Origin of the sequence: Parahaliea mediterranea (genome assembly GCF_017255185.1) — a bacterium.
In the GTDB taxonomy this organism is placed as follows: Bacteria; Pseudomonadota; Gammaproteobacteria; order Pseudomonadales; family Halieaceae; genus JAFKCZ01.
The window spans coordinates 247,260-273,869 of the sequence record NZ_JAFKCZ010000007.1; the positions used below are offsets into that span (position 1 = coordinate 247,260).

At 65.4% G+C, this 26,610-nt stretch carries 26 protein-coding genes; 10 read left to right on the forward strand and 16 right to left on the reverse strand.

The genetic code is table 11. The features are described from left to right. The first annotated feature begins 125 nt into the window (after positions 1-125). The 4 genes from JYP50_RS11425 to JYP50_RS11440 all read left to right on the forward strand — a co-directional run bounded on the left by JYP50_RS11425 (position 126) and on the right by JYP50_RS11440 (position 5,763). Positions 126-911, forward strand: coding sequence for a DUF4198 domain-containing protein (locus tag JYP50_RS11425; RefSeq protein WP_206560647.1), 786 nt, complete (start codon positions 126-128; stop codon positions 909-911). Between the two features lie 4 nt (positions 912-915). Further along, positions 916-1,863 (forward strand): hypothetical protein, encoded by a 948-nt coding sequence (locus JYP50_RS11430; protein WP_206560648.1) that lies wholly within the window; start codon positions 916-918, stop codon positions 1,861-1,863. A gap of 1 nt (position 1,864) precedes the next feature. Then, positions 1,865-3,340 (forward strand): DUF2271 domain-containing protein, encoded by a 1,476-nt coding sequence (locus tag JYP50_RS11435; RefSeq protein ID WP_206560649.1) that lies wholly within the window; start codon positions 1,865-1,867, stop codon positions 3,338-3,340. Positions 3,341-3,486: 146 nt separating this feature from the next. Further along, positions 3,487-5,763 carry a TonB-dependent hemoglobin/transferrin/lactoferrin family receptor gene (locus JYP50_RS11440; protein WP_206560650.1) on the forward strand — a complete coding sequence of 759 codons (2,277 nt, stop codon included), beginning with the start codon at positions 3,487-3,489 and terminating at the stop codon, positions 5,761-5,763. A 27-nt stretch (positions 5,764-5,790) separates the two neighbouring features. Here JYP50_RS11440 and cfa read toward each other — a convergent pair whose 3' ends face one another. The 11 genes from cfa to JYP50_RS11495 form a co-directional block, all read right to left on the reverse strand. Further along, on the reverse strand, positions 5,791-6,918 hold the full coding sequence (gene cfa / locus JYP50_RS11445; RefSeq protein WP_347136771.1) for a cyclopropane fatty acyl phospholipid synthase: 1,128 nt from the start codon (positions 6,916-6,918) through the stop codon (positions 5,791-5,793). Between the two features lie 166 nt (positions 6,919-7,084). Next, entirely contained in the window at positions 7,085-8,773 is a 1,689-nt protein-coding gene (locus JYP50_RS11450; protein ID WP_206560651.1) for a Na(+)/H(+) antiporter subunit D, read from the reverse strand. Further along, positions 8,770-9,075, reverse strand: coding sequence for a hypothetical protein (locus JYP50_RS11455; protein ID WP_206560652.1), 306 nt, complete (start codon positions 9,073-9,075; stop codon positions 8,770-8,772). The genes JYP50_RS11450 and JYP50_RS11455 overlap by 4 nt, the downstream gene beginning before the upstream one ends. A gap of 3 nt (positions 9,076-9,078) precedes the next feature. Next, positions 9,079-10,557: a proton-conducting transporter membrane subunit gene (locus JYP50_RS11460; RefSeq protein ID WP_206560653.1), complete on the reverse strand. Its 1,479-nt coding sequence runs from the start codon at positions 10,555-10,557 to the stop codon at positions 9,079-9,081. Further along, on the reverse strand, positions 10,554-12,044 hold the full coding sequence (locus JYP50_RS11465; RefSeq protein WP_206560654.1) for a proton-conducting transporter membrane subunit: 1,491 nt from the start codon (positions 12,042-12,044) through the stop codon (positions 10,554-10,556). The genes JYP50_RS11460 and JYP50_RS11465 overlap by 4 nt, the downstream gene beginning before the upstream one ends. Then, a complete protein-coding gene (locus tag JYP50_RS11470) occupies positions 12,038-12,391 on the reverse strand; it encodes a cation:proton antiporter subunit C (RefSeq protein ID WP_206560655.1) in 354 nt (117 codons plus the stop codon). Before JYP50_RS11470 ends, JYP50_RS11465 begins: the two co-directional genes overlap by 7 nt. Positions 12,392-12,395: 4 nt before the next feature. Then, on the reverse strand, positions 12,396-13,472 hold the full coding sequence (locus JYP50_RS11475) for a Na(+)/H(+) antiporter subunit B (protein ID WP_206560656.1): 1,077 nt from the start codon (positions 13,470-13,472) through the stop codon (positions 12,396-12,398). Then, positions 13,405-13,746 (reverse strand): monovalent cation/H(+) antiporter subunit G, encoded by a 342-nt coding sequence (gene mnhG / locus JYP50_RS11480; protein WP_206560657.1) that lies wholly within the window; start codon positions 13,744-13,746, stop codon positions 13,405-13,407. Before mnhG ends, JYP50_RS11475 begins: the two co-directional genes overlap by 68 nt. Next, a complete protein-coding gene (locus JYP50_RS11485) occupies positions 13,743-14,015 on the reverse strand; it encodes a monovalent cation/H+ antiporter complex subunit F (protein ID WP_206560658.1) in 273 nt (90 codons plus the stop codon). Before JYP50_RS11485 ends, mnhG begins: the two co-directional genes overlap by 4 nt. Then, the gene (locus JYP50_RS11490; RefSeq protein WP_206560659.1) at positions 14,015-14,485 is read right to left on the reverse strand and encodes a Na+/H+ antiporter subunit E; all 471 of its coding nucleotides are present in this window, start codon (positions 14,483-14,485) and stop codon (positions 14,015-14,017) included. The genes JYP50_RS11485 and JYP50_RS11490 overlap by 1 nt, the downstream gene beginning before the upstream one ends. 65 nt (positions 14,486-14,550) lie before the next feature. Next, positions 14,551-15,030, reverse strand: a complete 480-nt coding sequence (locus JYP50_RS11495) for a hypothetical protein (RefSeq protein WP_206560660.1) — start codon at positions 15,028-15,030, stop codon at positions 14,551-14,553. 202 nt (positions 15,031-15,232) lie between these two features. On the opposite strand from JYP50_RS11495, the gene JYP50_RS11500 reads away from it, so the two are divergent. Together JYP50_RS11500 and JYP50_RS11505 are read left to right on the forward strand one after the other, a co-directional pair. Then, positions 15,233-15,949, forward strand: a complete 717-nt coding sequence (locus tag JYP50_RS11500; protein ID WP_206560661.1) for a response regulator — start codon at positions 15,233-15,235, stop codon at positions 15,947-15,949. Next, positions 15,946-17,298, forward strand: a complete 1,353-nt coding sequence (locus tag JYP50_RS11505; RefSeq protein ID WP_206560662.1) for a sensor histidine kinase — start codon at positions 15,946-15,948, stop codon at positions 17,296-17,298. Before JYP50_RS11500 ends, JYP50_RS11505 begins: the two co-directional genes overlap by 4 nt. Before the next feature lie 85 nt (positions 17,299-17,383). Here JYP50_RS11505 and ahpF read toward each other — a convergent pair whose 3' ends face one another. Next, positions 17,384-18,976: an alkyl hydroperoxide reductase subunit F gene (gene ahpF / locus JYP50_RS11510; RefSeq protein ID WP_206560663.1), complete on the reverse strand. Its 1,593-nt coding sequence runs from the start codon at positions 18,974-18,976 to the stop codon at positions 17,384-17,386. Between the two features lie 81 nt (positions 18,977-19,057). Continuing rightward, entirely contained in the window at positions 19,058-19,621 is a 564-nt protein-coding gene (ahpC, locus tag JYP50_RS11515; RefSeq protein ID WP_206560664.1) for an alkyl hydroperoxide reductase subunit C, read from the reverse strand. 140 nt (positions 19,622-19,761) lie between these two features. Between ahpC and JYP50_RS11520 the strand changes: the two genes are divergently transcribed. The 3 genes from JYP50_RS11520 to JYP50_RS11525 all read left to right on the forward strand — a co-directional run bounded on the left by JYP50_RS11520 (position 19,762) and on the right by JYP50_RS11525 (position 21,596). Continuing rightward, on the forward strand, positions 19,762-20,694 hold the full coding sequence (locus tag JYP50_RS11520) for a LysR substrate-binding domain-containing protein (protein WP_206560665.1): 933 nt from the start codon (positions 19,762-19,764) through the stop codon (positions 20,692-20,694). Positions 20,695-20,927: 233 nt separating this feature from the next. Further along, entirely contained in the window at positions 20,928-21,188 is a 261-nt protein-coding gene (locus JYP50_RS22155; RefSeq protein ID WP_347136772.1) for a VOC family protein, read from the forward strand. 24 nt (positions 21,189-21,212) lie between these two features. Beyond that, the gene (locus tag JYP50_RS11525; RefSeq protein WP_206560666.1) at positions 21,213-21,596 is read left to right on the forward strand and encodes a DUF805 domain-containing protein; all 384 of its coding nucleotides are present in this window, start codon (positions 21,213-21,215) and stop codon (positions 21,594-21,596) included. An 83-nt stretch (positions 21,597-21,679) separates the two neighbouring features. Here JYP50_RS11525 and JYP50_RS11530 read toward each other — a convergent pair whose 3' ends face one another. From JYP50_RS11530 to JYP50_RS11540, 3 genes are all read right to left on the reverse strand, one after another. Continuing rightward, on the reverse strand, positions 21,680-22,057 hold the full coding sequence (locus JYP50_RS11530) for a hypothetical protein (protein ID WP_206560667.1): 378 nt from the start codon (positions 22,055-22,057) through the stop codon (positions 21,680-21,682). A gap of 64 nt (positions 22,058-22,121) precedes the next feature. Next, entirely contained in the window at positions 22,122-23,240 is a 1,119-nt protein-coding gene (locus tag JYP50_RS11535; RefSeq protein ID WP_206560668.1) for an SPOR domain-containing protein, read from the reverse strand. A gap of 89 nt (positions 23,241-23,329) precedes the next feature. Then, complete coding sequence (locus JYP50_RS11540) at positions 23,330-24,190, reverse strand: SIS domain-containing protein (protein WP_241263055.1); 861 nt, start codon at positions 24,188-24,190, stop codon at positions 23,330-23,332. A gap of 258 nt (positions 24,191-24,448) precedes the next feature. Here JYP50_RS11540 and uvrD point away from each other — a divergent pair, with 258 nt between their 5' ends. Then, complete coding sequence (gene uvrD / locus JYP50_RS11545) at positions 24,449-26,599, forward strand: DNA helicase II (RefSeq protein ID WP_206560670.1); 2,151 nt, start codon at positions 24,449-24,451, stop codon at positions 26,597-26,599. Positions 26,600-26,610: the final 11 nt, after the last annotated feature.

Consider the following 26,610-nt stretch of genomic DNA (forward strand, 5'->3'; position numbering starts at 1 on the left):
TCGATCTGGTGGCATCGCTAATAAGGGGGCCTAGTGTATGCCTGTTTGTAAATGATAACAATTATCAATTACCATACCGTTCTCGTTTGAGAGTTACACATACCGCGATTATTTTGGAGCCGCGCATGAAAATCCCGATAAAAGCCCTGCTTTGCCTGGCCTTCTCTCCGGCGGCGCTGGGCCATACCCCCTACCTCGCCCCCAATACCTTCGAGCCCATCAACGGCGATGTCATTACCCTCGACGCCGCCTTTGCCGAGCACTTCTTCGTTCCGGAAGCGGCCTTCGATAACAGCGAATTCGCGGTGACCCACCCGGACGGCACGGTGCATGCGCCGCAGACCCGGGAAACACTGAAAACCCGCGTGGTGCTGGAGCATCAACTGCGCGAGGACGGAACCTACCGTTTCAGTACCGGGCGGCGCAAGGGGCGGGTGTTCAAGCTCTACACACTCGACGGCCAGCGCCACGCCGCAGAGGACCCCAGCGCGGCGCTGCCGCCGGGGGCCGAGCTCCAGGCTTTCTTCCAATCGGTAACCATGGCGGAAACCTATGTCAGCAAGGGCGCGCCGAGCGAGGCGCCCCTGGCGCCGCGCAAGGACGGCGTCGAGTTGGAGCTGCGGGGCCACCCCAACGGGGTCTTCGCCGGCGAGGCCCTGCCCATGCGCGCCCTGTTCTACGGCGAGCCGCTGGTGGGCCAGAAGGTGGACGTGTTCCTGGCCTCGGGCCTGCACGGCGCCACCGAGCCGGTGCAGACCCTGACCAGCTCGGCCACGGGCGAGCTGGCGTTCACACCCGAACACGGCGGCATCTACCTGTTGCAGATGCGCCACCGGGCGCCGGCGCCGGCAGGTTCGCCGGCGCCGCAATACAGTCACACCTACACACTGGTTTTGGAGGCGATTGAGTAAAATTATGAAAGCAAGCAGCAAGCTCAAACACATTGCGCGGGCGGGGCTGACGGTCGTGGTCGCGGCGGTCGCCGCGCAGGCCGGCGCGGCGTCCCACGCCAAGGCGCGTTTTATCGAACAGTACGATCTCGACGGCGACGGCAGGCTCGGCAGCGTGGAGTTCGAGCAGGCCCGGCGCGAGCGTTTCGACAATACCGATATGGACCGCAACGGCACCGTCGACCCCGACGAATACCTGTTGGAGTGGGAAAACCACCTGGATAACCAGCTGCAGCTGGATCGCAAGGCCCAGTTGAGCCAGACCGAGGTGCGCTTCAAGGCCCTGGACAAGGACGAGAGCGGCGCGGTCAGCGCGGCGGAGTTCAAGTCCTCCGGTGAGCGGGCCTTCAGCCACCTCGATCTCGACACTAACGGGGTTGTGGATGTGGCCGATGGCGAGGCCGCGGCTGAAGCTAAAGACAATCAGCGCAAGGACGCCGAGGCGCTCTCCCGGGAGGAGGCGGCGGCGAAGGTGCGGCGGGTATTGCGGATGCCCAGTACCCACGACCACCGCGGCATGCTGGCGCTCTACGATGAGGATGGCGATGACAGGGTCACCCGCGAGGAATACGAACGACAGCGCGCGGTGCAGTTCGCGCGCACCGATCGCAACGGCGACGGCGGCATCGACGCCGACGAGTACCTGCGCGAATTCGAGGATCGCCTGGACGCCGGGATCGTCGCCGACCGCGCGGCGCAGGTGAAGCAGACCCACGTGCGCTTCGGCGCTCTGGACAAGGACGAAAATGGCGCCATGACCTTTGCCGAGTACCAGCGCTCGGGTCACCGCAGCTTCAAGCGCTGGGACACGGACAGCGACGGTTTTGTCACCTGGGAAGAGGCCGCGCCACCGCCGCGCGAGCCGCGCCCGGAACCCGCCACGGCGGTGGCTAGCAACACCAGCACTCGCTGAGGTGGGCGGTCGGATCGGCGCCGGCCTGGCGCGCGCTTTGCTGTGTTGCCAGCTGGTGCTGGGCGCCGTTGCAACCGCGGCGTCCGCGGAGCAGGCGGTGGAGTTTCACCGCGACGGCGTGCTGGGCACGTCCCTGGACCTGACCCTCTACGGCGCCGACCGCGCGAGCGCCGAGGCGGTGTTTGACCGCCTGCAGACCGAGTGGCGGCGGCTGGAGGCGGTGTTGTCCACCTACCGCGACGACAGCGAGCTGTCCCGCCTCAATCGCGCCGGCGGCGCCGATCGGGTGTCCGCGGATCTGCGAGCGGTACTCGAGCACTGCGAGCGCTGGCGGCGGCGGAGCGCGGGGCGTTTCAGCTGTCGCATGGGCAAGGTGGAAGCCCGTTGGCGGGACGCGGAACGCCGGCAAAGCGTGCCGGACCGCATCGAGTTGCGCGCCCTGGCGTGGAACGCCAATCGCGCCGGGATGAGGATTGACGGCGTTCCCCTGCAACTGCCGGGCACCGTGGCGATCGCCGCGGACGGATTGGCCAAGGGTTATGTTATCGACCGGCTGGCGGCCCTGCTGCGCGATGCGCTGCCGGGGGTGGCTTTCAAGCTGGATATCGGCGGCGATGCCGTCTACGCCGGCGCGCCCCCGGGCCGCGGTGGTTGGGAGGTGGCCGTGGCGGACCCGGTCGCCACCGCCGATAACGGCGGTTTCGTTGCGCGATTGCGCCTGAACTCCCGGGCTATCGCCGCCAGTGGACACCACAGTCGCTCGCGCAATATCGGCCGACGCGAATTCAGTCACATCCTCACGCCCCGGGACGGCTGGCCGGTGGTCGGCGCCCCCGCCGCGGTGGTGGTGGCGCCGGACGCGGTCACCGCCGATGCGGTGGCCACGGCCCTGGCCGCGGGAGAAATGGCGGAGGGCATCGACTGGGTGGACGGTCTGGCGGAGGTCGAGGCGCTGCTGATCGACGGCGAGGGGCGCCAGCTGGCCTCGGCCAACTGGCATGCGCTGCTCGATGCGGCCGGGTCCGGTGACAGCGCCGAGCCGGTGCTGCGCCTGGCATACACGCTGCCGGAGATGCGCGTGGCCGAATTCCACTCGCCCTATGTAGCGATCTGGATCAGCGACAGCGGGCGGCGGGCGGTGAAAAATCTGCTGCTGCTGGGCGAGACCGAGCGCTGGGCGCGGGAGAACCGGCGCTGGTGGCGCCGGGTGGGGCGCAAGGATGCGCAATTGCTCGACGGCATCGCCAGGCCGACCCGCCAGCCCGGGCATTACGAGCTGGTGTGGGATGGGCGGGATGATTTCGGCCGGCCGGTGGCGGCCGGGGACTACACCCTGCACCTGGAAGCCTCCCGCGAAGCGGGCGGTTCCACCTACCGGCAGATTCCCTTTGTCCTCGGAGACGGTGCCGACGACATGGAATTCGCCCCCGAGGGCGAGATCGGCCGCATCCACCTGTGGATTGCCGGCGGCCGGTAGCCAGTACCTGCCCGGAAACGCTGGCATCGCGTCACCCCCCGCAGTTCCAATGGGCAAAAATCCACAGTATTTGTTGTTAATCTAAATGATAACGATTATCGTTTCGTTAATTTAATCGAGTCATTCTAGCCAAAGGGGAATCCATCATGTCCAAACCGCGAACTCAATTTCGCCGCACAGCCATTGCCCGGGGGGTGCTTTTGGCCTGCGGGGGGCCGCTCCTGGCCAGTCCCCTTCTTGCCGATCCGGCGCCGCGGGAACTGGACCTGACGGTGGTCGAGTCCGAGAGTATCGAGCGCGACGCGGTGGTGGACGTCATCACCTTGCAGGATATCAGCGCCGAGCAAATCGACAACGCCGATGACCTGGTGCGCTACATCCCCGGGGTATCGGTGTCCCGCGGCGACGACCGCTGGGGCGCCAGCGGCTTCAATATCCGCGGCCTGGACGAAGACCGCGTGGCGATCAATGTCGACGGCGTGCCCCAGGGCGAGACCCTCAAATACGAGAGCGGGCAGGCCTACGGCTACTTCAAGGGCTCGCGCAACGGTGTGGACGTTGAGGCCCTGAAAGCGGTGGAAATCGTCAAGGGAGCGGACGCCCTGTTTTCCGGTAGCGGTGCGCTGGCCGGGGCGGTCAACATGACCACCAAGGACCCGGATGACTACCTGGCGCCCGAGGGCGACGACTGGGGCCTGGGCCTGAAGTCCGCCTACAGCAGTGAAAACGATGAAACCATGGCGACCATCTCGGCCGCCAACCGTACCGGCGCCCTCGAATCGCTGTTGGTGTACACCTGGCGCGGCGGCCACGAATTCGAGAACCATGACATGGACGGCGCCGATATCGAAGGCTCTGCCCGGGAAGTGCCGGACCCCCAGGACCGGGAGCTGAACAGCGTGCTGGGCAAGCTGATTTACGAGCTGAGCCCGGGCCAGGAAGTCGGGCTGGTGGGCAGCTACTATGACCGCAACACCGAAACCGACACGCGGTCCTACAACGGCGGCTGGTACCACGACCGGGTGGGTGACGACACCAATACCGTGACCCGCTACGGCTTGTTCTACAACCTGGAGCATGAAACCGCCCTGTTCGATACCCTGTCCGCGGCGGTGAACCGGCAGGACAACGAGCTGGAGGCGATCACCCGCCAGCGGGCGCAATTCTTTATCCCGCCCTTCTTTAGCTCCAATGAAAACCGCGTCGACAACCGCAGCTACGACCAGGAACTGCTGCAGGTCACCCTGGACCTGGAAAAGACCGTGGGCGACCACCGCCTGATCTACGGCCTGGAATTGCAGGACAAGGACTACCGCAACAGCCAGTTCCGTTCCTCCGACGACCTGAACGACGATGTCGTCGAGTGGGAAACCGAAAACCTCGGCGCCCTGGTGCCGCGCGCCGAGGCCGAGGTGTACACGCTCTACGGCCAGGATACCTTCGCCCTGGGTGAGCGCACCCAGTTGCGCCTGGGCCTGCGCTACGACGACTACAGTTACGACGCCAGCGCCGATGACAACTTCCCCGATCAAACCGGAACCCTGGGGACAATCGGTTTCGACGCCCTCACCTGGACCGTTGGCGTGGAACAGGCTTTCAGCGACCACCTGAGCCTGGAGGCGGGGGTCTCGACCGGTTTCCGCGCCCCCACCGTGGAGGAAATGTACAGAACCAGCGGTACCCAGGATGACTGGAACGCGGTTGCCAACCCCGACCTGGACGCCGAAACCAGCACCAACTACGACATCGCCCTGGTGGGCGACTACGGGCTGGGGAGTTACCGCGTGGGCCTGTTCTACAGCGAATACGATGACTTCATCGAATACCAGGATTTCGAGGGCATCAACAGCAACACCGGCCAGCCGGACCCCAATGGCTACCAGATGCCGGTCAACAGCGACGAAGTGGAGATGAAGGGCCTGGAACTGTCGGCAACCCTCGATCTGAGCGCGGCCCTGGGCCTGCGGGATGGTCTCAGCACCCGCTTCCTGGCGGCCTACACCGAGGGCGAGGAAGCCAACGGCGACCCGGTGTATTCGGTGCAGCCGCCGAGCGCGGTGTGGCGCCTCAACTACGACAGCCCGCGCGGCAACTGGGGCATGCAGTTTGTGACCTCCTACACACAAGGTAAGAAGGACGGGGATTCCTACTCCACCGAAGCCGACGGCGAGCGGCTATACCCCCTGTACCGAAGCAATACCGCGACCGTGTTTGACCTGGTGGCCTATGTCGATGTGATCGACAACCTGCGACTGGTGGCCGGCGTGTACAACCTGGGTGACAAGGAGTACTACGCCTGGGATAGCGTGCGCTTTATCGATCAGGGCGATTTGCGCCCCGGGATCGGTGTCACCGACAACGGCATTCGCCGCTACAGCGAACCCGGTCGCAACTTCGAGCTGAGCCTGAACTACCAGTTCTGATACAGTGGCGCGAGTGACCGCCGGGGCTCAGCTCGCCCGGCGGTAACCGCCCGCCACGCCCTGGGGCGATAGCACCCACTGCCACAGTTGCAATTTACGCGCGCGGAAGGCGCCGGCGCAACTGAGCAGGTAGTAGCGCCACATGCGCCGGAAGCGCTCGTCCAGTGTATCCCGAAAGCGCGGCCAGGCGGCCTCGAAATTGCTGTACCAGGCCATCAGTGTGGGGTCGTAGTCGGCGCCGAAATTGTGCAGGTCCTCCACCGTGAACAGGCCCTCCAGGCTGTCCGTTACCTGGCCCAGGGCGGGGATCTCGCCGTTGGTAAAGATGTAGCGGTCGATCCACGGGTCGGTGGCGCCGGCGCCGACCACGCGGTTCTTGCCGATGGTATGCAACAGGGCCAGGCCGTCGTCGCGCAGGCAGCGTCTGGCCACGGCCATGAAAGTGCGGTGGTTGCGGTGCCCCACGTGTTCGAACATGCCGACGCTGACCACGCGGTCGTAGTCGCCCTCCAGGTTGCGGTAATCCAGCAGCAGGAACTCCAGGGGCAGGTGGGCGTAGCGCTCGCGGGCCAGGGCCACCTGTTCCCGCGACACGGTGACACCGGTGCACTGCACGCTGTACTTTTGTGCGGCGTAGCCCATGAAGCTGCCCCAGCCACAGCCGATGTCGAGCACCCGCATGCCGGGCTCCAGGTGCAGCTTGCGGCAAATCAGGTCGAGCTTGGCCTCCTGGGCCGCCGCCAGGTTGTCGGCCCCGGGCCAGTAGCCGCAGGAGTAGGTCATGCGCGGGTCGAGCATCGCGCGGTAGAAGTCGTTGCCGAGATCGTAGTGGCGCTGGCCCACCTGCCAGGCGCGGCGCCGGCTCTGGCGGTTGAGCAAGCGGGAGCGCAGCTTGTGCCCTAGCAGGCGCCAGGGCTTGAGTTTTTCATCGAGATCGGCGCTCAGGGCGCGGCAGAAAAAGGCGTCGAGTTGCTCCGAGTCCCACTCGCCGTCGATATAGGCCTCGCCGAGGCCGAGGCTACCGCGGGCCAGCACGCGATCGAACAGGCGCTCGGAATAGAGGCGGATATCCCATGGCCGGTCCCCGTCGACGCGGATGTCGGCGCTGTCCAGCAGTTCGGCGATGAACCGGTTGCCCGATACAACGCTGTTCACGATAAGCCCCCACGCTCCTTGACAGTGGTTGACCTACCTAATACTAGCAACTCCTGGCCATGTTCGCGTAACTGGCGCGGGTCGCCGGGTCGCCGGGTCGCCGGGTCGCCGGGTCGCCGGGTCGCCGGGTCGCCGGGTCGATCCGTGGAAATATGCCGGGCGGTTCCTAGCTGAAACTCAACAGCAGGTAGATCGCCAGCAGCAGGACCACCCAGGTCACCATGGTGCCGGTGCCGGCCTGCCGGGACAGCACGCCGCCGGGGCCGTGCAGCTGCCGGGCCAGGAACACGGTGCCGGCCACCGCGCCCCTGCCGAGCTGGCGCAGGCCGCGGTCGGCCCGGGCGACGCCCCGGAATACCGGCTGCGCCAGTCGCGGCAGCAGGCGGCGGTAGCTCCAGTCCACATCCAGGTGCACGGCGTTGAGCTCGGGCGGGTACAGCCCCTGCTTGTTCAACCACACGAAGGCCAGGGCCGAGAACAGCAGCAGCTGGAGCTGGGTCAGCACGTGGGTGACATCGTAGGGCGTGTAGGCCACGTCGAAGGGCAGGGCGCTGTACAGAACCCCCGGGAATACCCCGATGCCGATGCACAGTGTGGCGGCGATCAGCATTGCCAGCTGCATATTGAGCGGCGGGTCCGAGACCCGGATGCCCGAGTCGTGGGCGAAGAAGGCGAAGTAGGGAATCTTGATCCCGGCGTGGTGGAACACGCCGGCGGAGGCGAACAGTAGCACCAGCCAGATACCGTTGTAGTGTTCCTTCAGCGCCGCGGACATGATCATCGACTTGCTCACGAAACCGCTGAACAGCGGGAAGGCGGAAATCGACGCCGCGCCGACGATACACAGCACCGCGGTGCGGGGCATGGTCTTGTACAGCCCGCCCAGCTCGGAGCCGTTGATCCGGCCGGTCATGTGCAGCACCGCGCCCATGGACATGAACAGCAGGCCCTTGAAAATCACGTCGGTAAAGGCGTGGGCCACGGCGCCGTTGATCGCCAGCTGGCTGCCGATGCCGATGCCCACCACCATGAAGCCGAGCTGGTTGACCAGGCTGTAGGCCAGCACGCGGCGCAGGTCGTTTTCCACCACCGCGAAGAAGATAGGGAAGCAGGCCATGGTGGCGCCGACGTAGACCAGCCATTCGGTGCCGGGAAAGCCCCGCGCCAGGGCGTAGATCGCAACCTTGGTGGTGAAGGCGCTGAGGAACACGGTACCGGTGGGAGTGGCCTCGGGGTAGGCGTCGACCAGCCAGCTGTGCAGCAGGGGGAAGGCCGCTTTCAAACCCAGCGCCACCAGGATCAGCCAGCCGTAGCCGCCCTCGGTGCCGATGTACTCAAAGGCCAGGCTGCCGGTGGCGCGCCAGTGCAGCATCAGGCCCACCAGCAGCAACAGCCCCGAAATTACCTGGATCACCAGGTAGCGTACCCCCGCGCTGTAGGCCGCGGGGCTGCGTCGCGCCCACACCAGGAACACCGAGGTGACGGCCATGGCTTCCCAGAACAGGAAGAAACTCAGCAGGTCCCCGGCGAATACCGCGCCCAGCGCGCTACCGGCGTAGAGCAGGGCGCTGACCTGTTGCAGGGTGTCGCGCACATGCAGGGCGTAGACGATGCCGATCAGCGCCGCGATGTGGAACAGGTAGCCGAACAGGGTCGACATGCGGTCGATGCGCAGCGGTTCCAGATCCATGCCCAGCAGTTGCAGAGACCACGCGGCGTCGGCGGGCAACAGCCAGAGGTTAAGGGCGCCCAGCGCGGGGGTGGCGAGCAGCACGAGGTTCCGGGGCAGGCCCCGGGTCAAGGCCACCGCCAGCGCGGCGGCAAAGAACAGCGCGAAGGGGGGCAGGGTGATCATTGGGAGTCCTCCCCGCGCCGCGCCGCGCCGTTATCCGGCCAGGGCGGCAGGTCGCGCTGCTGGTAGTAGTCCTCGGGACGGATGATGATTTTTCGCATCCACTTCGCCACCAGCACCAGTACCACACAGCCGATAAAACCGTAGGCGGGATAGAAGCCGGGCAGCCACTCCCAGGGGTGCTCGGTGTGGCGGTGAACCACCAGTTCCAGCGACAGGGTCAGGATGCAGGCCGCGTACAGGGCCCACAGGATACGCCGGACATTGCGCGGATTGTCGAACAGGTAGCGTTTTTCCCCGGCCATGTTTCAGCCTCCCCCCAACGGAATTTGTGCGACCAGTTCGTACAGCGGTTGCGGGAACAGGAACAGCGCCACGCAAATGGCGGTGGTCACGCCGATCGCCAGGCAGCAGGCCAGCGGCGCCTCCCGCACCTCAGTGGGCGCCGCCGCCTCGTCGGCGCCGTCGAAACGCCAGAAGGCGCGCACCGGAATCAGGGTCAGGTAGACGATGTTAAGCAGCGAACTGACCACCAGCGCCGCGGTCAGCACCAGCGCGCCGGTATCCAGGGTGCCGAGCATCAGGAACCACTTGCTCCAGGTGCCTCCGGTGGGGGGCAGGCCCGCGATACTCAGGCTGGCCAGGAGGAAGGCGGCCATGGTGAAAGGCATCTGCCGGCCCAGACCGCGCAGCTGGCTGACCTCGGTTTTGTGGCTCGCCACCAGGATGGCCCCGGCGCAGAAAAACAGGGTGATCTTGCCGAAGGCGTGCATCGCGATGTGCAGACCGCTGCCGGTCACGCCGTCGGGTACCGCCAGCAAGACCCCCAGGGTGACGTAGGCCAGCTGGCTCACCGTGGAATAGGCGAGGCGCGCCTTCAGGTTATCCTTTTGCATGGCCACGATAGAGGCGGCCAGCAGGGTGAAGCCGGCGAGGTACAGCAGCCATTCGCGGCTGTCCACCGCCGCCAGCTGGTCCAGGCCGAACACGTAAACGCCGATCTTGACCAGGCTGAACACGCCGGCCTTGACCACCGCCACCGCGTGCAGCAGCGCGCTGACCGGGGTCGGCGCCACCATCGCCGCGGGGAGCCAGCGGTGGAAGGGCATCATCGCCGCCTTGCCCACCCCGAACACAAACAGGACCAGCAGCGCCGATAGCAGGCGCGGGTCCGTGTTCTCGGGGAACAGGCCTCCCGGGACGAAGGACAGGCTGCCGGTCGACCACCAGGTGAGAATGATCGCGGGCAGGAAGAACACGATCGAGGTGCCGAGCAACACCCCGAGGTACACCCGCCCGCCGTGTCGCGCCTTGTCGTTCCCGGCGTGGACCACCAGTGGCCAGGTGGAAAGACTGAGCATTTCGTAGAACAGGAACAGGGTCAGCAGGTTGCCGGAGAAGGCGACACCCATGACGCAGCCGATGGACAGGGCGAAAAAAGCGTAGAAGCGCGTTTGGTTCTGTTCGCCGTGGCCGCGCATGTAACCCACGGCGTACACGACGGTGACCAGCCACAGGAAACTGGCGATCAACGCGAACAGCGCGCCCAGCGGCTCCACGGCGAGCTCCAGGCGCAGGCCCGGCAGGATCTCGCCGCTGCGCCAGGACAGGGTGGCGCCCTGCTGCAGCGAGTGGTAGATACCGATATTGACGGCAAACAGCGCGATACTGGCGAGTACCGACACGCCCTCTCGCCAGTTGGGCCGCGATCGCAACAGTACGATGCCGAGGATCGCGAGCGGGGCGATGGCCAGGCTGGCCAGCAAGAGTCCGTTGCTATCGCTCATGGCAGTACCGCCGCCAGCAGGCCGTTTGCCGCGCCGCCGGCGGTTTGCACCGGCAGGCGGGTATCCAGCCCGAAGTAGATATTGGCCAGGGCCAGCACCACCAGCACCGCGAGCAGTCCGGCGGGCGCCTCCAGCGCCCGTGGCGCGATGCTGGCCGGGGATTGGCGCGGGGCGAGGTAGGCGGTTTCCACCAGCCGCCAGATGTAGACCGCCGTCAGCAGCGAGCCCGCCAGGATAAGCAGCACCAGCAGCCACTGCTCGCGATCCGCCGCCGCGGTCACCAGGTACCATTTACTGATAAAACCGGCGGTACCCGGCACGCCGATGAGGCTCAGGCCGCCGAGCAGCAGGCAGGCGGTGGTGATGGGCATGCTGCGCCCGACACCCTGCATCTGTGCATAGGTGCTGCCCCCCAGGCGAAGGACCACGGCGGCCAGCGCCATGAACAGGGTGCCTTTCATGATGGCGTGATTGAACAGGTGAATGAGGGACGCCTGCAGGCCCGCCACGGTGCCCAGGCCCACCCCGATCACCATATAGCCCACCTGGGCCACGCTGGAGTAGGCGAGGCCGCGCTTGAGATCGGGTTCGAAGACCGCCACCAGCGAGCCGGCGAAGACGGCGACCACGCCGAGTACCACAAACACGGTTTCCAGGGGCAGCGCCAGGATGGAATATTCCACCTGGAATACGGTAAAGCTGAAACGGATCAATACATAGAGCGCCACTTTGGTGGCGGTGGCGGCCAGGAACACCGTCACTATGGACGGGGCCCGTGTATAGGCGCCCGGCAGCCACAAATGCAGCGGGAACAGGGCGAGCTTCAGGCATACGCCGACCACGATGAAGGCGTAGGCGGCGAAGGCGGTGCGCGACTGTCCCACCGCCGGCAGGCGCTGGGCGAGGTCCGCCATGTTCAGGGTGCCGGTCAGCATGTAGACAAAGCCAATGCCGATCAGGATGAAGGTAGCGCCAATGGTGCCCATGACGAGGTAGTTGTAGGCCGCCACCAGCGCCCGGCGATCGCGACCGGTGGCCACTAGTGCATAGGTGGCGAGCGAGGAAATCTCCAGGAACACGAACAGGTTGAAGGCGTCCCCGGTGGCGGCGATGCCGAGCAGGCCCGCCAGGCACAGCAGATAGGCGACAAAGAACAGGGTGCGTTTGTGTTCGGGGATTTCCCGCCAGACGCTGGCGCGGGCGCCCAGCAGCACCGCCGCGCCCATGGCGGAGACCAGCAACAGCACCAGGGCGTTGAGCAGGTCGATGCGGTATTCAATGCCCCAGGGCGCGGCCCAGCCCCCCAGTGCGTAGCTCAGTACGCCTTGCTGCCAGGTGGCGGCCAGCAGCGCGATGGCGGCGGCGAGGGCGAGGACGCTCACCGCGCAGGAGAACACCCAGGCGGCGAGCGGCCTGCGCAGTAGCGCGCAGGCGGGCGCGCCGAGTAGCGGTAGCAGGACCGGCAGGAGGGGGAGTTGGCTCAACACGTGGCATCCTGCTCCAGAATATCCGCTTCTTCCACCGTGCCGTAGGCGGCGTGGATACGCACCACCAAGGCCAGGCCCACCGAGGTGGTGGCGATGCCCACCACGATGGCGGTGAGGATCAGGACATGCGGCAGGGGGTTGGAGTACAGCTCGACACCGTCGGCGAGGATCGGTGCCGCGCCGCCCATCACCTTGCCGGCGCTGATATAAAGGATGAACACGGAGGTCTGGAAAATATTTAGCCCGATCAGTTTTTTCACCAGGTTGCCGCGGGCGATCACAATGAAGAAGCCGAGCATCATCAATACGACCACGACCCAGTAGTTGAAGTAGGAGAACACGTCCATTGCGTCAGTCTTCCCTGGTATGCAGTCGCCCGGCAAAGGCGTAGTAGATGGTGATGATGACCGCGGCCACGGCGATGCCGACGCCGAGCTCGATGGCGATGATGCCGATGTGCTGCCCTGTCACCGGGTCCGCGGCCAGCGCGCTGTAGTCGAGAAAATTCTTGCCCGCCAACAGGGACAGCACGCCGGTCAGGCCGTAGATCAGGGCACCGACCGCGGCGAGTACCTCCACCACCGGCGGCGGGATGACCCGGCATACGGTGGGCAGCCCGTAGAGCAGGCCGTAGAGGATAATGCCCGAGGCAAAGATCACGCCGGCCTGGAATCCCCCGCCCGGTCCGTATTCGCCGTGAAACTGCACGTAGAACGCGAACAGCAGCATGAAGGGAATGAGCAGCTTGCTCACCACCTGCAAAATCGTGTGCGGAGCGAGGTGTTCCGGAGCGGGTGGCTCGGCGCGCGCCGAACCGCCCTGGCCGGCTGGCGCGAGGGCCAGGAGCACCGCGACCCCGGCGGTGAAAATGACCAATACCTCCCCCAGGGTGTCGTAGGCCCGGTAGCTGGCCAGCACCGAGGTGACTACGTTGGGAATGCCGATTTCGTCGCCCGATTGCTGCAGGTAGCGCGGCGCCACATGGGTCTGCGCGGGCGCGTCGGGGCTGCCAAAGGAAGGCATGTCCAGGGTGCCGATGATGAGTAGCGCGCCGGTTACCGTTACCAGTAGCAGCGGCACCACCAGCCGGCGGGCGTTGCTGGCGGCCTCCCGCCGGCCGACGATCGCAACGGTGAGCAACAGCAGCAGCGGTGAAACACCGGCGCCCACCGCCGCTTCGGTAAAGGCCACGTCCACCGCGTCCATGGTGACGAAGAAGCTGGCCGAAAGCAGGCCGTATACACTGGTCAGCATGATGGACGCGAGCAGGCCGCGCACGGCGATCAAGGCAATCGCCGTGGCGACAAGCAGGCAAAGCAATACAGTGTTGACCAGGATTTCTATGACGGCCTCCGGTTTTCTAGGGGTCTGTGTGTGGCAGGGACACCCGCCGCTTGCCGCTGTTGTCCCGGGGGCGAACGCCGGCATTCCAGGCGGCCTTGGCCAGGGCGTGACTCGCCGTTGGGCTACTGAACAGTACAAACAGCAGGATCAGCACCAGCTTGACCTGTGGCATCGCATCGTCGGAGCGCAGCAGCAGGCCCAGCAGAACAAATCCGGTCGCCAGGGTCTCGGTGACGCCGCAGGCGTGGATACGGGCGTAGAAGTCGGGGAAGCGCAGAAAGCCCAGTGCGCCGGTCAGCAGCAGAAAGCTGCCGATCAGCAGACAGGCATCGCTGGCCCACAGCCACAGCGTGCTCATTCGGCACCCGCCTGCCGGCGTTCGCGCCGTATTTCGGTGACGCGCAGTACGCCGATAACGCTGATGTAGTTGATCAGCGCGTAGATCACCGCGATATCGAGATAGTCCGGCGAGCCGAGGAGGTAACTGATGGCGGCAATCAAAAGCACGGTCTTGGTGCCGAACAGGTTGGCCGCCAGTACCCGGTCGAAGACGTTGGGCCCGGTAAAGGCGCGGGCCAGGGCAACCAGCATGACCAGCAGGATGACGATGATGGTAAACGACAGCATCACTGCTCCAGCGCGGTGACGCGCCTGGCCATCTCGCCTTCCTGGAGCGCGTCCATGCCCTCCCGGGAGAGGGTGTGGATCAGCAGCGAGTCCTGTTCCATGTCAATGGTCAGGGTGCCGGGGGTCAGGTTGATGGAGTTGGCGTAGACCACCCGGCAGACATCGCTGTCCTGGGGCAGCGGCACCCGCGCCACCACCGGGTCGATGGGCGTGCCCGGACGCCACACCCTGCGCACCAGGTCCAGGTTGCTGAGGAAGATTTGCCCGACCAGCCACAGGAGATAGCGCGGCAGCTTGAACAGGAGGTGCAGGGGAATGGATTCATGGTCGACAACGTCCATGCGGTGTGAAATCCAGCTCACGACAAGCACCGACAGCGCGCCCAGGCCCAGCAACAGGCCGCTGTAGTGGCCGGAGTTCGCCAACCAGAATATGGCGAGAAAACCTGCCATTGCCAGTGAATAACGCACGTCGGTCTCCGTTGATCGATGTTCTATAGCAGCTGTCGGTAAAAGTTCGCGGTTTGTCGACGGGGTCACGATCGACAACGGTAGTTTTTGTCGAGAATGCGTTTCACCACGCTGGCCGGCGATACGGCCGCCACGGAAGCCGGGTCGAGCGCGGCGATCGCGGCGCGGATTTCCCGCACGCTGTTGGCGCCCTCGAGGCAGTAGGCGACGGACTTCAGCGCGTCGGTTTGCGGGTGGACCGGGGCGCGGGTGCGCATGACGCGCTGCATGTAGGCCGATGGCAGTTCTTCGCTGAACGCCACTTCGGGGTTGGCATGGAGATAGCCGAGCAAATAACCCTCGCAAAGTCCCGCGCGGTCAGAGCCGCCAGGCCTGGCCCCGGATTGCGCGTCGCGACAGGCCTCCACCAGCGCCGCGCCACTATCCACATTGGTGGCCACATCGGCGACCACATCGCTGGCGGCGGGTGCGGCGCCCATCGCGGCGGCGCAAGCCAGCGCGATGCTGCAGAGGGGGACGGAAGCGTGTAACAATAACCGTGTCATTGGGCACACCAGAGGCATCGGGAAATCCACTGTGGCACCTAAATTGTGAAAAGTATTGGCAGAAATGCAAAAAACTGTGTCATCGCCTTTCAGGCTGTGTCGTACCCCCGACGCGCGCGTTCGCCCCTTGCCTGGGCGCCGCAATCCGGTTTTTTACGGGGCGCGAGCCACCGCGCGGGTTTGCGCGCGGGGTGGTTGAGTCATGATTGAGCGACAACTGTCCGTCCTGGTTGTGGATGATCACGAAGATATCCGCAACTTGCTGTCACAATTATTGTCGGACGAGGGCTATGTGAGCCTCACGGCGCGCGACGGTATCGAGATGTTTGCCGAGCTGGCGCGGCACAAGGTCGATCTTATCCTGCTGGATGTGATGCTGCCGGGCACCGACGGTTTCGACCTGTGCCGGGAACTGCGTGCCGACCCCGCGATGCCGCCGGTGATTATGCTGACCGCCAAGGACCAGGAGGTGGACCGCGTGGTCGGTCTCGAGCTGGGCGCGGACGACTACGTGATCAAGCCGTTCGGCAAGCGCGAATTGCTGGCCAGGATCAAGGCGGTGCTGCGCCGCGTCGCGGTGCAGCCCCAGCGGCAGGGCCAGGGCATCTATTGCTTTGGCGACTGGCGGTTCGACCCCGCCCGCATGGAACTGACCGATGCGGAGGACACCCTGGTATCGCTGTCGGCGAGCGAGTCGGAATTGCTGCTGGCATTTGTACAGCATCCGCAAGTATCGCTGTCCCGCGATCGGCTCCTGCACCTGACCAAAAGCCGCAACAGCGCGGCTTTCGACCGTTCCATCGACACCCATGTCAGTCGCCTGCGGCGCAAGTTGCGCGACGACGCGCGGCACCCCGAAATCATCAAGACGGCCTGGGGCGCGGGCTACATTTTAACCTGCCTGGTTGAGATTCGTTGAGGCTGCCGCCGACCACCCTGAAGGCCCGGGCGATGATCGTGCTCAGCAGCGTATTTCTGCTGAGCCATGTGGTGGGGCTGATGGTTTATGAGTACAACCGCGACCACACCATCGTGCTGACCGAGGCCACCGACCTGGCCGATCGCATCATCGGTATTGTGCAGCTGGCCAACGCCTTTCCCCATCGCGATCGCGAGCGGATACTCGCGGCCTCCGAGACCCAGTTCCTGGCCATGTTTCCGGACACGCTGCCGCCGGGCGGCGCGGCGTGCCGGGAGAACGACTACGCGCGCCATATGTTGCAGCGGTTCGGCAGGGCTTTCGCCGACCAGTCCGGGCTGGAGGTCGAGATCTGCGTGCGCGATGTCCGCGCCATCGACGACTCGCCGGGTCGTGTTGGCCAGATGGGCTTTGACGTGCTGACGACCATCCACTTCCCCGATGGCGAGCGTGCGGTATTTCACGCCGTGTTGCCCGACGACAGTTCGATCCTGGACGATCCGGTGCTGCTGCACTTTGCATTTGTGTTGCTGTTGTCGCTGGCGCTGGCGGGTTTCCTTATTCTCAAGGTGGTCGCGCCGCTGGGCCGCCTGGGGCGGGCGGCCGAGAACATCGGCATCGATATCGATTCGCCGCCGCTGGCGGTGGAGGGGCCCGACGAGGTGCGCGCCGCCGCCGTTGCGCTCAATGACATGCACACTCGCCTGCAGCGCCTGATCCACAACCAGCGGGACATCATGGCCGCGGTTTCCCACGACCTGCGCTCCAGCCTGACCCGCCTGCAGTTGCGCGTGGACATGCTGGACGACGGCGACGACCGGGATGGCTTGACCCGGGTCACGGCGGACATGCGGCGCATGGTGCAAGGGGTGCTGGACTTCGTGCGCGGGGTCGATACCGACGAGCGGCCGCGGCGACTGGAGCTGGCCACCCTGCTGGAGAGCCTGTGCGCCGACCTGGCGGAAGAGGGCTATGAGGTGCGCTTTCTCGAGCCGGCGTTCCAGCCGCTTGTCGTCGGTCGCCCCACCGCCCTGCGGCGGGGATTCCAGAACCTCATTCTCAATGCGGTGAAGTACGGCGGATCGGCCGAGGTCGCCCTCGCCGGGGAGGGCGCGCAAGTGGTGGTGTCGGTGCGGGACCGCGGACCGGGTATCGACGAGGAGCTGCTCGCCGAGGTGATGCGGCCCTTTTACCGCGTGGAGCGATCGCGCAGCCTGGATACCGGCGGCGTGGGCCTGGGCTTGGCCATCGCGCAGAACGTGGTCCAGGGGCACGGCGGCACCCTGGCCCTGCACAACCACCCCGGGGGCGGCCTGGTGGCTAGCGTCACGTTGCCCCGGAGCCAATGACAGGGGGCGTGGGAATCCGCTATCGGTGTACGCGGTAGCGCGGGAATGAGTAGCGGCCGGCGCGTGACGGCGCCGGCCGTTGGGTTCAGGCTGCCTCGGCGGGTGCCGCTTCCTGGCCGCCGTGCTTGAGCAGGTAGTCGAAGGCCGACAGCGCGGCCTTGGAGCCCTCGCCCATGGCCACCACGATCTGCTTGTAGGGCACGGTGGTCACGTCGCCGCAGGCGTAGATGCCCTCGGCGCTGGTCTCGCCGCGCTCGTTCACCACCACCTCGCCGTGGGGGGTGAGTTCCACCACGCCCTCGAGGAAAGCGCTGTTGGGCAGCAGGCCGATCTGCACGAACACGCCGGCCAGTTCGCGGCGCAGGACTTCCCCGCTCGCCCGGTCCTCGTATTCGATGGCGGTGACCTTGCCGTTGTCGGCGAGGATCTGCCGGGTGGCCGCGTTCCTCACGATGGTGATGTTGTCGCGGGCCTCGGCCTGCTCCACCAGCACCCGGTCGGCCTTGAGCTCGGGCAGGAACTCGAACACGGTGACCGCATTGACGATGCCCGCCAGGTCCAGGGCCGCCTCGATACCGGAGTTGCCGCCGCCGATGACCGCCACGTCTTTCCCCTTGAAGAAGGGGCCGTCGCAGTGGGGGCAGTAGGCCACGCCGTTCCCCACGTTCTCCTTCTCGCCGGGGACGCCCAGTTCGCGCCACTTGGCGCCGGTGGCGACGATGACGGTCCGGGTTTCGATGTCTTCGCCCGAGGACAGCCGAATGCGTTTGATGGCGCCCTGTTCGATCCGCTCCACCCGCAGGTGTTCCTTCAGTGTCACCCGGTACTCATTGAGGTGGGCCAGCAGGGCCCCGCTCAGTTCCGGGCCGGTGGTCTTGGGCACCGAGATCAGGTTTTCGATGCCCATGGTGTCTTTCACCTGGCCGCCGACGCGGTCGGCGATCACCGTCACCGCCAGGCCCTTGCGCGCCGCGTAAATAGCCGCTGCAATGCCGGCCGGGCCGCCGCCGATCACGGTGACGTCCTGCTGGGGCAGTGTCGATTGCGGCTCGTCCGTCGCCTGGGTCAGCGCCGGGTAGCGCGCGGTCAGTTTGTCCAGCAATTGCGCGGTGTCGATCTTGCCGTTGGCGAAGGGCTCGCCGTTGAGAAACACCGCCGGTACGCCCTGGATATTGCGCGCCTCGACCAGCTCCGGATAGAGACCGCCGTCGAGCATTTCGCTGCCGATGTTCGCATTCAGCAGGGCGAACTGGTTCAGGGACTGCACCACATCCGGGCAGTTGTGGCAGCCAAGGGACACGAACACCTCGAAATTCAGCGGATCACTCACCCGGCGCAACAGGGCCTGGATGCTGTCGTCCAGCTTGAGCGCGGTACCCGAAGCCTGCAGCACCGCGAGCACCAGCGAATTGAATTCGTGGCCCCCGGGAATGCCGGAGAACACGATGCCGGTGGCTTCGCCGCCCACTTCCAGGGTGAAACTGAGCGGGCTGCGCAGCGCGCCCCGGGTGTCGCGCTGCTCGAAGTGGATGTTGTCGGAGACGGATGCGAAGCCGGTCAGGAAGTCGACCAGTTCGGCGCGCTTGTCGTGGTCACCACGTTGCAGAACCAGGGTGACCGGCCGCTCCATTTTTTCGGCGTAGCCCGCGAGGGCCTTGAGTATGTCGTTGCTTAACATGATTCTGCTTCCTGGGTTTGGGGGTTGCCCCCGCACCGCCCGTTACATGCGGCGTGCGGGGGAATGGCGGGAGGGTGGGGCCTAGATTTTGCCGACCAGGTCCAGGCTCGGCTTCAGGGTCTCTTCACCCTGCTCCCAGGCCGCGGGACACACCTCGCCGTCGTGCTCGCGCACGTACTGGGCGGCCTTGACCTTGCGCACCATGTCCTTGGCGGAGCGGCCGATACCCAGGGCGTGGATTTCCGCCACCTGGATAATGCCGTCCGGGTCCGCCAGGAAGGTGCCGCGCAGGGCCACGCCCTCCTCTTCGATCATCACGTCGAAGCCGCGCGCCAGCTGGCCGGTGGGGTCGCCGAGCATCGGATAGTTGATCTTGCCGATGGCGTCGGAGGCGTCGTGCCAGGCCTTGTGCACGAAGTGGGTGTCGGTGGATACCGAGTACACTTCCACATTCATCGCCTGCAGCTCCTCGTAGTGCTTGGCCATGTCCTCGAGCTCGGTGGGGCAGACGAAGGTAAAGTCCGCCGGGTAGAACAGGAAGATGGACCACTTGCCCTTCACGTCGTCGGAGGTAATCGTCTTGAACTCGCCGTTGTGGAAGGCCTCAACTTTGAATTCGGGGATGGATTGGTTGATCTTTGCCATGTCGGGCTCCTTGGGGTTGGGTGATAATGGTGCGCGTTGCTCGCGTCGACCGTGGGAGTGATAATGCGGCCGAATAATGTTCTAATAAAGTGAATTAAACAGATGGTTATGTTCTAAACTATTGAACATTGGAGGTGGCCGTGATTTCCTTCAAGCAACTCAACTACGCCCTGGCGGTGGATCAGACGCGGCATTTCAAGAAGGCGGCGGAGCTGTGTTCCGTGTCCCAGTCGGCCCTGAGTACCGCGATATCCGAACTGGAGAGCCAGCTCGGCACCCAGCTGTTCGAGCGCGACAACAAGAAAGTACTGGTCACCCCGGTCGGCCAGCAGATCCTGGCCAAGGCGCGCAACATCCGGCTGGAGATGGACGACCTGGTCCACCTGGCCCACCAGCAGCAGACTCCCCTGAGTTATCCCATGAGGGTCGGTGTGATACCCACCATCGGGCCCTACCTGCTGCCCAAGGTGCTGCCGGCGGTGCGCAACCGCTATCCCGATTTCCAGCTGGTTATCGAGGAGGAGCAGTCCCGCGTGTTGGTGGACAGGGTGCGCAGCGGCGAGCTCGACACCGCGGTGCTGGCGCTGCCCTACGCCACCGAGGGCCTGCACTGTTTCGAGTTCTGGTCAGAGAACCTGCAGCTGGTCACCCACCGCGACAACCCGCTGGCCGGCCTGCCCTCGGTGAGCGCCGACAAGCTGGAGGAGGCGAGCCTGCTATTGCTGCGCGACGGGCACTGCCTGAAGGATCACGCCCTGGCGGCCTGTCGCCTGCAGCCCTCGGAGCTGGACCGCTCGCTGGGGGGCGCCAGCCTCTACACCCTGATCCAGATGGTGGCGGGGCACATGGGCTCGACCCTGGTGCCGGAAATGGCCCTGGACCAGTTGTTGGCGGGCAGTTCGGAACTGGCGGCGGTGCCGTTGGCGGAGCCCGGCCCGCACCGGCGCATCGCTTTTATTACCCGCCTCAATTACGGCGGCGTGGCCGATATCGAGCTGTTGATGCAGCTGTTCCGCGAACAACTGATGGCCTGTGGATCGGCTCCGGTGAACGTCGCGATCGAAAACTCCTGATGTACGCCGCGAGCCGATAGGCCGATACTCTGTTCGTCCACGACCACAACACAGGAGCAGTCGGATGAATCAGCGCCTCGCAAAGAACAGTACAGCCGGAATGAAAATTGCGGTCACGGCGGAACTGGAATGTAACTACCGCGACAACTATTACGGCGACCAGGTGTGCCGCCGGCCGGCCGCTGGCCGGGCGCGCGGGGGGTAAAGACACCTCCACTGCATACCCTTTGTCAATGAAGCCGGATTTGTCGCTGGCGCCCCGGGAGGGAGGCTTCTGTCATCGCCCCGTCATCGATGCTAAAGAACCAAAAACTGACGAATGGCTTGCGCGCTTACAGGCGCGTGGGCTAGTGTTCGAGCCATTGCCGACCGACATGCCCTACTTGTGGCGGGAGGCGATCTTGCGGGATCCCTCCGGTAACAAGGTCATGCTGGACCGGGCCGGGGAGAACCGCCTCTTTCCCCCGTGGCGAGTGGCGCGAGGGGGTGACTGACAAACCTGGCAAGGGGACGTTGCTATGGAGTGGTATCTCAAGGTAATCAAGAACTACGTGGGCTTTTCCGGCCGCGCGCATCGCACCGAGTTCTGGATGTTCGTGTTGATCAACCTGGTAATTACACTGGTGTTGAGTTTTATCGACGGCATGCTGGGGCTGGGTGGTGCCGAGTACGGCATGGGGCCGTTGCAGGGCCTGTACAGCCTGGCGGTGCTGCTGCCCTCGTTGGCGGTGGCGGTGCGCCGGTTGCACGACACCGGGCGTACCGGCTGGTGGTTGCTGATCTGCCTGGTCCCGCTGATCGGCGCCATTGTGCTGATCGTGTTCTACTGCCTGGACAGCGAGGCGGGCGACAACAAGTACGGGCCCAACCCCAAGGGTGTACCGGCGGCCGCTGGCGCGTAGCCAGTGTGCATGCGCAAACACCGCTGTTAGCCAGTTCCGTCATCCCCGCGCGGGCGGGGGTGACGTAAAAGGAAGGCAGGACTTCAGCCGGGGTTGGCGGCCTTGTACTCGCGAATCTCGGTGTTGAACTGGCCGGCCACCGTTTCCTCCGCGGACACCGCGGCGTTGTAGGCCTCCACGGCTTCGGTGTAGGTCTTCTGGGCTTCGGCGACAGCTTCATCCGCGGAATCCGCCCCCTCTTTCACCTTGGCCTCGGCGGTGGTGAAGACTTGCTCCAGGCACTTCATGTATTCCATATTGGCGGACTGGAATGTCTTCACGGCTTTCTGGCCGGCCAGCATGTCTTCCATGGTGGCCGAGGCGCCATCGGGCAGTTTCGGGGTGTCGGGTTTGGCACAATCCGCCATGGCGGCCGAGCTGCCAAGCGCCAGGATTGCAATCGCAAAGCCAAGCTTTTTCATCGCGTTGTCCTTGTTGGAAAGAATGGGATGGAAACAGTAACAGGCCGCATGCGCCCTGCCAAGTTCAGTCCTCGCCCACCCAGAGCTCCGGCAGCTTGTAGGTCTTTTGCAAGTCCGAGGCGACGGATCGTGCGGTGGACCTGTCAGGGAGTGAGACCACGCGCACCCGGTAAAGATCCCCTCCCGGGGCCGCGATGACCTTCACTTCCCCAGCCGCCGGCTTGAGTCGCCCGGCCCAGCTCTCGGCCAGCCGTCGCTGGCTGTAGGAACCAAAGTTGACGAACCAGTTGCCGCTCGTCGCGGCCGTTACGGCCGGGGCGGACGGAGCCGGTTTGGGCTTGGTGGAATCGGCGGCGCTTGCCTTGGCCGGGTTTCCGCTCCCCGCGTTGTCCGCGGCGGCCCGCTGGACGGCGAGCTGTTTCTCGAGGCCGCTGACCGTGTCGTTCAGGCGACGGTTTTCCAACAGCAGGGACTGCACCCGATTGCCCAGGGTTTCGTTGCGCAGCACCAGCTCGCGGTGCGCGCCGCGCTCGGTGGCGAGCTGCTCGGGGTCGACCGCGACGGCCAGTCGCGCCTCGAGGTCGCGCACGCGCTCCTGCATCGCCGAGCGTTCCTGCATCACGCCGAAACCGCCGACCGATAGCAGGATCAGCGCCACCACGGCGATGGCGATCATCCCCAGCGGCCAGGATTGCAGGGGCGAGGCGCTCTCTTCCTCCTCGTAGTCCTCCTCCCAGTCCTCCTCGTCGAGGTTGCCGTAGCGTTCGTTGTCGATGGATTCCGTGTCGTCGTCGATCTCGTTCCAGGCATCGTCGCTGGTATCGACATCGTCATCGACATCGACATCGACATTGTCATCGTCGAGGACCGCCGCGGTGGGCGGCGACTGGGGGCGGGTGTCGGGCCGGGTTGCCGCAGGCGGCGGCGTACCGGCACCGCCGGGTTCGTTCGCGTCGGGCCAGCCGGCGGGCAGCTCGGGTTCTTCCTCGTCGTCGAGGATTTCGTCCGGGTCGTAGTCGAAATCCTCGGCGCGGTAATCGAAGCGGTATTCGTCGTCTTCATCCGCGGCGAGCCTGTCGTCGGGGAGCCGCCCTGCGGGTTCGCGGTCGTCCTCCGCGACCTGGTCGCCACTACGGCGCGTGGGTGCGAAGGGATTGCCGTCGTCGCGTTGATCGTTGCTCATGGCTTGCGCCCCTGTCTACCCCGGATATGTGCGCGATACTAACAGAGCTGTACCCGGCGGTCAGCCGCACGGGGCCTGTTCGCGGCAAGTCAATCGGGACTGCGCAGGGATTGCAGTCCGCGATTCAGTTTGTGCAGGTGGCGATTGACCTCGTCGCCCTTCATCTTGGACACGCCGACGGCGAGGATGTCGATCACCGCCAGGTGCGCGATGCGCGAGGGCAGGGGTGTGTAACTGTCCTCGTTGGGCGATTCCGCGTCGATGGGGATGGCGATGGTCGCGCGGGCCAGCACCGGGGTGTCGGCCGGGGCCAGGCCGATGATCACCGCCCCCGACTCGCGCACGTGATCCATGGCCTCCAGCAACGCGGTGCTGCGCCCGGACTGGGAAATGGCGACCACCACGTCGTCGGGTGTCAGGGACATGGCGGACATGGCCTGGATGTGGGGGTCGGACAAGGCGGCGCTGGCGATCTGCAGGCGGAAGAATTTGTGTTGGGCGTCGATGGCCACCGGGCTGGAGGCTCCGAAGCCGTAGAACTCCACCCGGCGCGCGTTGCACAGGGCGTCCACGGCCACTTCGATGGCGTCCGGGTCGAGGGTGTTGCGGACCTGGGCCAGGGTTTCCATGGTGGCGTCGAAGACCTTGTAGGTGTAGTCCCGCGCGGTGTCCAGCTCGCTGAGCACGAAGGGTTCCTGGCTGGTGTTCTGGGCCAGGGCCTGGGCCAGGGCCAGCTTGAAGTTCTGGAAGCCCTGGCAGCCGATCGCGCGGCAGAAGCGCACCACGGTGGGCTCGGACACCTCGGCGGCGGCGGCCAGGTCGACGATGCGCATGTGTATGACCCGGTCGGGCTGGCCCAGCACCAGTTCCGCCACCTTGCGCTCGGAGCGCCGCAGTTGGGGGAGCGCGGCGTCGATTTCCCTGAGAATTGGCCTGTTTGTACTGCCCAAGGGCGAGCCCCTCGCGATACCTGAGCGCCCATTATACAGGTGACCCGCCCCACGCACAGGGCGCCGGGCAGGACGCGAACTGCACTTCATTAAGCCAAAAACTGGGTATGTTGCCCTCTGTAGGGTCGAATTTATTCGACCAAAAAACGGTGTTCACGGCATCAATGGCCGAATAAATTCGGCCCTACAATGGTTAAGTCAATGCCATTCGGGCAGGACGCCCTATTTGATTGTAAAAGACCACGGTAGAATGCGCCGATGGATGTATCAGAAATTCTCTCCCCCCTGAACCCCGCCCAGCGGGAAGCCGTCGCCGCCGAGAGCGACAACCTGCTGGTGCTGGCCGGCGCCGGCAGCGGCAAGACCCGCGTGCTGGTGCACCGCATCGCCTGGCTGATTCGCGCCCAGGGCCATTCGCCCCACTCGATCCTCGCGGTGACCTTTACCAACAAGGCCGCCCGGGAGATGCGCGGCCGTATCGAGGACATGTTGCGGATTCCCGCCCAGGGCATGTGGGTGGGCACATTCCACGGCCTGGCCCACCGCCTGCTCAAGGCTCACTGGAAGGAGGCCGGGTTGCCGCAAAACTTCCAGATACTCGACGCCGACGACCAGCTGCGGCTGGTCAAGCGGGTGTGCCGCGAGCTGGACCTGGACGAATCCCGCTGGCCGCCCAAACAGGCGATGTGGTACATCAACGGGCAGAAGGACGAGGGGCTGCGGGCGGCGCACATCGACGTCCCCCACGGCGACCTTTACGCGCAGACCATGCTGCGGATCTACCAGGCCTACGAGGCCGCCTGCCAGCGGGCCGGGTTGGTGGACTTCGCGGAGCTCCTGCTGCGGGCGCATGAACTGTGGCTGAAAAGCCCGGCGGTGCTGGCCCACTACCAGGGGCGTTTCCGCCAGATCCTGGTGGACGAATTCCAGGACACCAACACCATTCAGTACGCCTGGCTGCGGGTACTGGCGGGCGGGCGCATTCCGGTGGTGGCGGTGGGCGACGACGATCAGTCCATCTACGGCTGGCGCGGCGCGAAGATCGAGAACATCCAGCGTTTCGGCGAGGATTTCAGCGGTTGCCATACCGTGCGCCTGGAACAGAACTACCGCTCCACCCAGACCATCCTGCAGGCGGCCAACGGGGTGATCGCGCACAACTTCGGGCGCCTGGGCAAGGAATTGTGGACCGCCGGCGACGCCGGCGAACCGATCACCCTCTACGCCGGTTTCAACGAGCAGGACGAGGCGCGCTTTATCGTGGAGCAGACCCAGGCCTGGATCGACGACGGCAACGAGCGCCGCTCCGTCGCCCTGCTCTATCGCTCCAACGCCCAGTCCCGGGTGCTGGAGGAAGCCCTGATACGCGCCGGCATCCCCTACCGCATCTACGGCGGCCAGCGCTTCTACGAGCGGCTGGAAATCCGCAATGCCCTGGCCTACCTGCGGCTGTTGGCCAATCGCAGCGACGACCCCGCGGTGGAACGGGTGATCAACACCCCGCCGCGGGGGATTGGCGGCAAGACCCTCGACACCGTGCGCGAGGTGGCGCGGGCGCGGGAGGTGTCCCTGTGGCAGGCGATTGGCATGGCCATCGACGAGAAGCTGTTGCCGGCCCGGGCGCTGGGGGCGCTGGAGGGTTTCCGGGTGCTGATCGACGAGCTCGACGCTGGCACCGACGAGATGGCTCTGGAAGAACTGGTGGAGCACGCGGAGCAGGTTTCCGGGCTGCTGGAATTCCACCGCAAGGAAAAGGGCGAGAAGGGCCAGGCGCGGGTCGAGAACCTGGAGGAGCTGGTCACCGCCGCCAAGCAGTTCGCGCCGGAGGGGGAGGAGCTGTCGCCGCTGCAGCAGTTCCTCGACAACGCCGCCCTGGATGCCGGCGACGCCCAGGCCGACGCCCACGAGGACAGCGTGCAGCTGATGACCTTGCACTCCGCCAAGGGCCTGGAGTTTCCGCTGGTGTTCCTGGCGGGCATGGAGGAAAACCTGTTCCCCCACCGCATGTCGCTGGAGGAACCCGGGCGCCTGGAGGAAGAGCGGCGGCTGTGTTACGTGGGTATCACCCGCGCGATGGAGCGCCTGGTGATCACCTACGCCGAGACCCGCCGCATTCACGGCAGCGAATCCTACAACAGCCCCTCGCGCTTTATTCGCGAAATCCCCGCGGACCTGCTGCGGGAAGTGCGGCTAAACAATACGATCAGCGCACCGGTCAGCAGCCTGACCCAGGCGGCGGTGCCCGACACCGGCCTGAGCCTCGGCCAGCGGGTCTACCACCAGATTTTTGGCGAGGGCATCGTGTTAAACTTCGAGGGCCGTGGCACCAGCGCCCGGGTGGAGGTCAACTTCGACACCGAGGGCAGCAAGTGGCTGGTGGTGCAGTACGCGAATTTGCAGCTGCTGTAAGGTCGAATGAA

Coding starts and splice junctions, on each gene's coding strand:
- JYP50_RS11425 (WP_206560647.1), top strand. CDS start 126: ATGAAAATCCCGATAAAAGCCCTGCTTTGCCTGGCCTTCTCTCCGGCG.
- JYP50_RS11430 (WP_206560648.1), top strand. CDS start 916: ATGAAAGCAAGCAGCAAGCTCAAACACATTGCGCGGGCGGGGCTGACG.
- JYP50_RS11440 (WP_206560650.1), top strand. CDS start 3,487: ATGTCCAAACCGCGAACTCAATTTCGCCGCACAGCCATTGCCCGGGGG.
- JYP50_RS11450 (WP_206560651.1), bottom strand. CDS start 8,773: ATGATCACCCTGCCCCCCTTCGCGCTGTTCTTTGCCGCCGCGCTGGCG.
- JYP50_RS11455 (WP_206560652.1), bottom strand. CDS start 9,075: ATGGCCGGGGAAAAACGCTACCTGTTCGACAATCCGCGCAATGTCCGG.
- JYP50_RS11460 (WP_206560653.1), bottom strand. CDS start 10,557: ATGAGCGATAGCAACGGACTCTTGCTGGCCAGCCTGGCCATCGCCCCG.
- JYP50_RS11470 (WP_206560655.1), bottom strand. CDS start 12,391: ATGGACGTGTTCTCCTACTTCAACTACTGGGTCGTGGTCGTATTGATG.
- JYP50_RS11475 (WP_206560656.1), bottom strand. CDS start 13,472: ATGCCGGCGTTCGCCCCCGGGACAACAGCGGCAAGCGGCGGGTGTCCC.
- mnhG (WP_206560657.1), bottom strand. CDS start 13,746: ATGAGCACGCTGTGGCTGTGGGCCAGCGATGCCTGTCTGCTGATCGGC.
- JYP50_RS11485 (WP_206560658.1), bottom strand. CDS start 14,015: ATGCTGTCGTTTACCATCATCGTCATCCTGCTGGTCATGCTGGTTGCC.
- JYP50_RS11495 (WP_206560660.1), bottom strand. CDS start 15,030: ATGACACGGTTATTGTTACACGCTTCCGTCCCCCTCTGCAGCATCGCG.
- JYP50_RS11500 (WP_206560661.1), top strand. CDS start 15,233: ATGATTGAGCGACAACTGTCCGTCCTGGTTGTGGATGATCACGAAGAT.
- ahpF (WP_206560663.1), bottom strand. CDS start 18,976: ATGTTAAGCAACGACATACTCAAGGCCCTCGCGGGCTACGCCGAAAAA.
- ahpC (WP_206560664.1), bottom strand. CDS start 19,621: ATGGCAAAGATCAACCAATCCATCCCCGAATTCAAAGTTGAGGCCTTC.
- JYP50_RS22155 (WP_347136772.1), top strand. CDS start 20,928: ATGAAGCCGGATTTGTCGCTGGCGCCCCGGGAGGGAGGCTTCTGTCAT.
- JYP50_RS11525 (WP_206560666.1), top strand. CDS start 21,213: ATGGAGTGGTATCTCAAGGTAATCAAGAACTACGTGGGCTTTTCCGGC.
- JYP50_RS11530 (WP_206560667.1), bottom strand. CDS start 22,057: ATGAAAAAGCTTGGCTTTGCGATTGCAATCCTGGCGCTTGGCAGCTCG.
- JYP50_RS11535 (WP_206560668.1), bottom strand. CDS start 23,240: ATGAGCAACGATCAACGCGACGACGGCAATCCCTTCGCACCCACGCGC.
- uvrD (WP_206560670.1), top strand. CDS start 24,449: ATGGATGTATCAGAAATTCTCTCCCCCCTGAACCCCGCCCAGCGGGAA.